The following is a 5,272-nucleotide window of genomic DNA, read 5'->3' as shown; positions in this document are numbered from 1 at the left end:
TCTTCCAAAACCACAAAAGATTTCGCTACTTGTCGGGCATAATCTTCGGCAGCTACATAATACATCGGGTGTTCAGATTTTCCGCCCAAAGCAATCATACTACCTTGTTTTGATTGGTAAAAAATGCTTTCCATAAAGGTAGAAGGATAGAAAATCGTGTAGGCAATGCCCGAATTTTTGATTTTCTGCACCGCTGCTTGCTTGATTCTAAACACCCACCAGTCGAAGCCATTCATGCCTTGATACAAATGAGCCAATGAAGAAAGATAGGCTATTCGCCTGATATTCAAGCTTTTTGCTACATCAATTACTAAGTCTATTCCTTCGGCTTCGGTATGAAACTCGCTTTCTTTTTCTGTTTGTTTTACTGATAAACTCAAGAAAACTGCATCTTGCCCCTGCATGGCAGTTTCAACATCGTTTCTATTTCGTAGGTCGCCTTTGAGAATCCTGGCTTTCGGAAATAGTTTTTCGGCCAAAATAGTATCTCGCACTAAAACAGTAACCTCGAAACCCGCACCGGCAAGTGCGTGTGTAACAGGTTTGCCAAGCAAGCCCGTTGAGCCAACAACAAGTATTTTTTTCATGGTTGCTACATTGATTTATTTCTCAAACAAATAAGCTCTTCAAAACCCACATTTACAATTTCTGACCCATAAAATTGTAAAATTCAATCAGCATCACCCAAAAGGTAGTTTTTTATAACTTATATTTGTATAAATCTAATCAAACTGGCCTTATGAAAAATCTTTTTGTATTACTGGCTGCGGTCGTTTTACTGACAAACTGCGAGAAAAAAACAAGCAACGAGAACTCCCAAGATACAGCATCGGTTTCAAATGAAATCCAAACGGGTGGCGTAAAAATGGTAGAAATAGAAACGCTGGCGGGGAAATTTAAAGTTTGGACTAAGAAATTTGGCGATAATCCACGAATCAAAATCTTATTACTTCACGGAGGCCCAGCCATGACCCACGAATACATGGAATGTTTCGAGAGCTTTTTTCCGAAAGAAGGCTTTGAAATGTATGAATACGACCAACTTGGTTCCTATTATTCGGACCAACCCCAAAACGACTCTCTCTGGACAACCCCACGCTTTGTGGAAGAAGTAGAGCAAGTGCGTAAAGCTTTGGGCCTAAACAAAGATAACTTTTATTTACTCGGTAATTCGTGGGGAGGAATCTTGGCGATGGAATATGCACTCAAATACCAAGACAACCTTAAAGGACTGATAATCAGCAACATGATGCCGAGTATTCCTGATTATGCCAAATACAATGAAGTATTGCGAAGCCAAATGCGAAAATCTTTGGTCGATTCGCTCAATGCTTTTGAAGCCGCTGGAGATTTCAAAAATCCCGTATATGTCGATTTGGTCACTCGTGAATATTATAACCAGCACATTTGTCGCTTACCCGAATGGCCAGAGCCAGTCAACCGCACATTTAAGCACCTCAACGAGCATGTTTATGTACTGATGCAAGGCCCGAGTGAATTTAAAGTAGGCGGGCGGTTATTGACTTGGGATAGAAAGGCAAGTTTGCCAAATATCAAAGTACCAACGCTAGCCATTGGAGCAAAATATGATACCATGGACCCCAAAGCGATGGAATATATTAGTAAATCTGTACAAAAAGGGCGTTATTTGTACTGCCCAGATGGAAGCCACCTATCGTTTTGGGACGACCAAAAAACTTATTTTCCCAATGTTATTCAGTTCATAAAAGACGTTGACGAGAATAAATTTTAGCAAATTAGCACAGTTTTTTTCAGCCTGTCGTTTGCTAGTTAATGAAATAAAAAAAGATTAAAACTACCTATGCGAACAGGATATTCGCACCACAAACAAAATGTCACAGTCCATAAACCGAGTTTTCGAACTATTAGATACTTCTATTGCCAAATATAACAAGCCAGATGTTTTTGCCTCAAAAATAAAAGGCGAATGGCAACGCATTTCGGCCAGTAACTTCATTGATTCTGTCACACAGCTAAGCCTCGGCTTACTTAAAATAGGCATCACGAAAGGCGATAAAATTGCGGTCATTTCTGAGAGCCGCCCCGAGTGGAATATGGTAGATTTTGCCATTCAGCAAGTCGGGGCGATTGGCGTGCCGCTCTACCCCAACATTACGGTCGATGACTATCGCTATATTTTCAACGATGCCAGCATAAAATTGGTTTTTGTGGGCGATGCCGACCTGCTGAAAAAAGCTCAAGCCGCTGCTCAAGATTCACCGAGCGTACAAGAGATTTATTCGTTTGACAAAATAGTGGGCAATAATCATTGGAAAGAAATCATCGAAAAAGCTGATAATCAATCTACTAACACATTAGAGAGCATTAAAGCGAGCATCAAAACCGATGATCTACTGACAATTATTTACACCTCAGGCACAACTGGCAACCCTAAAGGTGTGATGCTTTCGCACCGAAATCTGATTAGTAATTTTGAATCTTGCAAGAATAGTTTCCCGATTGATGAAACTTGCCGAGCATTGAGTTTTCTACCGCTCAACCACGTTTATGAGCGTATGGTGCTATACCTCTACATGAGCAGAGGGCTATCAATTTACTACGCACAAAATATGGCTACAATCGCCGATGATTTGCGTGATGTTCAGCCACATATTTTCACAACCGTACCACGTTTGCTCGAAAAAGTATATGATAAAATTGTGGCAAAAGGCTACGAATTAAGTGGACTAAAACGCCGAATTTTCTTGTGGGCTTTAGATTTAGGACTGAAATATGACCCGAACCAAGATTTTGGGGCGTGGTATAATTTTCAGCTGAAATGGGCCAAAAAACTCGTTTTCAGTAAATGGCAAGAAGCTCTGGGCGGAAATATTCGTATGATTTGCTCGGGAGCGGCCGCTTTACAGCCACGTTTGGCGAGAGTTTTCTGGGCGGCTGGCATTCCTGTTTCGGAAGGCTACGGCATGACCGAAACTTCGCCCGTAATTGCCACTAATCGAGTATTACCTTTAGATTTACGAATCGGAACGGTTGGGCCAGTTATTGATGGAACGACCGTAAAAATTGCCGAAGATGGCGAAATTTTAGTAAAAGGGCCAAACGTAATGCTGGGCTACTATAACAAACCCGACCTCACGAAAGAAGTAATTGACCAAGATGGCTGGCTACACACTGGCGATATTGGCAAACTCGAAGAAGGGAAATACTTGAAAATAACCGACCGCAAAAAAGAAATTTTCAAGACTTCGGGCGGGAAATACGTGGCTCCGCAAGTACTTGAAAACAAAATGAAAGAGTCGGTTTATATTGAACAATTGATGGTGGTGGGCGAAAGTCAGAAATTTCCTGCGGCATTGATTATTCCAGAATTTATCATGCTGCGAGACTGGTGCAAAACGCAAGGAATTGAGTATACTTCGGATGCCGAAATGATTAAAAATCAGCAAGTTTTGAAGTTGATTTTTGGCGAAATTGCTCGTTTCAATAAAGAATTTGCCCCTTACGAACAAGTGAAGAAATTTACACTTTTGGCTACTCCGTGGACAGTCGAAAGTGGGGAGGTAACCCCTACCCTAAAACCCAAACGCAAGGTAATTACGGCTAAATATAAAGACCTGATTGATAGAATGTATGAGTAAATAACCTGCAAATGCTCATTTGTAAGAATTCATCCAAAATATTGGTCAATTACTCAACTAACAAAACGGGATACAAATTTCATAAAAATGTATCCCGTTTTTGTTTACTCAATCAAATGCCCGCAAAATTGGGCTTTGTTATCTAAAATTTTTCCACCTCTGCGGTACCCCAACCCACAGGCTTCGCCCACAAAAAATACTCCTGCTTGATAGTGAGCACTTCCTGCATTGTCTTTGAGAAACTCGGTATATTCTTGAAAAACGGTCTTTTGTTCAAAATATTCGCCTTCGGTCGAAGTTTCGGTAGTGCCTGATGGCGAAACAATACGTACATTTGCCCCTTCACGGCCAAAAAGCACTTTTTCGACACAAGTTTTGCCCAAAATCGGCGTTGAACTTGTCTCTAAAAGCAATGGATGATTAGGGTAAAGCTCCCACAAAACCTTCAAAATTGCTTTCGATTGAAAAAGCAATGTATAAGCAGGATTCAGAATGACAGCTTTTTGTTTTTTTGAAATTTCGGTTAAAATCTGAGCTAATTCGGGTTCGTCCCAGCCGATGTATTCCCACGGAATGAGTTTGAACCAAAAATCATATTTCGTAAAGCTTCCACTCTCCGAATTATACTTGAAAATTCCTTCAATGGCTGAAAATTCTACGTTTTCGATGTAATCAAACGTTACTTCAAAACCTGCTTCTTTGGCGGCTTCGCCCAAAACTTGCATGTTGGTATCATCTTCAGGAAAATCTTTCATCGTCGAAATCAACAAAGTTTTCTGAAAACTCGGATTCTGACGGTGCAATTCTCTGAACTTTTCTACGAAAGTTTCATACAAAGTATTAAACTGCTGGCTTTCATCGAGGTAATTTGCTTTCAGTGAAGCCCACTGCACAATGGCCGTTTCGGGGATACACGTGGCCGTATCGGCATTGAATTCTATCAGTTTTATTGGTTTCCCAGCAGTACCTCCGCTCAAATCGAATCGGCCGTAAATGTGCCAATTGGCATCGTTTTCCCACGAATATTCCACTAGTTCAATCAAATTTTCGGGAATACCCAGTTCGGCATAACGCTCATTATCAATAACATGTTGAGCAGCGGCAATGTACATTTCGTAAAGCTCGTTGGCCGCATCGAAATAGTTTTCGGCTTCTTCTTCCGACACAACCACCATTTCGTTGGTAATGTAAGGCAATGTATCTTCGCCGAGCATCCAATTCCAACCAATATTACGGAGTGAGGCTTCGGGCGAGATTGTGAGATTTTTTAATTTCATGATTTTTAGTCCATGGTCAGTAGACGACTGTCCATGGTCATTAAATATTTGTTGTCTAAAAACTTTAAATTTATACTGTTGACTATCGACGGCTGACCGTGGACTTTCTTAAGAACTATGACTACTATGGCTCGAACTATTGAAAAAACCACTACGACCACCCACCGGACGTGCCATTGTGGTGCGAGAATTACCAATGTTTTGATGTATTTGGCTCGACCTATCAAAGGCACCTCGAGTAGCGTAATAAGCCATCAATCCAGTGCCACCATAATGACGACGACGATGGCGTGAAGTATCGGTTCGTGAACCCGACTTTTGCACAACGCCATTAATATCTGGGCGATAATTGGCATAATTTGGACTCATCGTTTT

General features: G+C 41.1%; 4 protein-coding genes and 1 pseudogene. 2 read left to right on the top strand and 3 right to left on the bottom strand.

What is annotated here, in order from left to right:
• A partial coding sequence (locus tag ACOVO2_RS09510; RefSeq protein WP_421769733.1) for an SDR family oxidoreductase occupies window positions 1–587 on the bottom strand: 587 nt, incomplete at its 3' end.
• Between the two features lie 152 nt (window positions 588–739).
• Between ACOVO2_RS09510 and ACOVO2_RS09505 the strand changes: the two genes are divergently transcribed.
• Window positions 740–1,753, top strand: coding sequence for a proline iminopeptidase-family hydrolase (locus ACOVO2_RS09505; protein ID WP_421769732.1), 1,014 nt, complete (start codon window positions 740–742; stop codon window positions 1,751–1,753).
• Window positions 1,754–1,853: 100 nt separating this feature from the next.
• Complete coding sequence (locus ACOVO2_RS09500; protein ID WP_421769731.1) at window positions 1,854–3,620, top strand: AMP-dependent synthetase/ligase; 1,767 nt, start codon at window positions 1,854–1,856, stop codon at window positions 3,618–3,620.
• A 104-nt stretch (window positions 3,621–3,724) separates the two neighbouring features.
• Here the strand turns inward: ACOVO2_RS09500 and ACOVO2_RS09495 are convergent, their stop codons facing one another.
• The gene (locus tag ACOVO2_RS09495) at window positions 3,725–4,900 is read right to left on the bottom strand and encodes a glutathionylspermidine synthase family protein (protein WP_421769735.1); all 1,176 of its coding nucleotides are present in this window, start codon (window positions 4,898–4,900) and stop codon (window positions 3,725–3,727) included.
• Between the two features lie 105 nt (window positions 4,901–5,005).
• Window positions 5,006–5,272, bottom strand: a pseudogene (locus ACOVO2_RS09490) (hypothetical protein); the annotation flags it as partial.

Origin of the sequence: Emticicia sp. (genome assembly GCF_049241225.1) — a bacterium.
Taxonomy (GTDB): Bacteria; Bacteroidota; Bacteroidia; order Cytophagales; family Spirosomataceae; genus Emticicia.
The sequence above is the reverse complement of the archived record's forward strand: the minus strand, read 5'-3'. Positions and strand labels throughout refer to the sequence as shown.

Excerpts from the sequence above, each read along its gene's own strand:
- ACOVO2_RS09505 (WP_421769732.1), top strand. The coding sequence starts at position 740 with ATGAAAAATCTTTTTGTATTACTGGCTGCGGTCGTTTTACTGACAAAC.
- ACOVO2_RS09500 (WP_421769731.1), top strand. The coding sequence starts at position 1,854 with ATGTCACAGTCCATAAACCGAGTTTTCGAACTATTAGATACTTCTATT.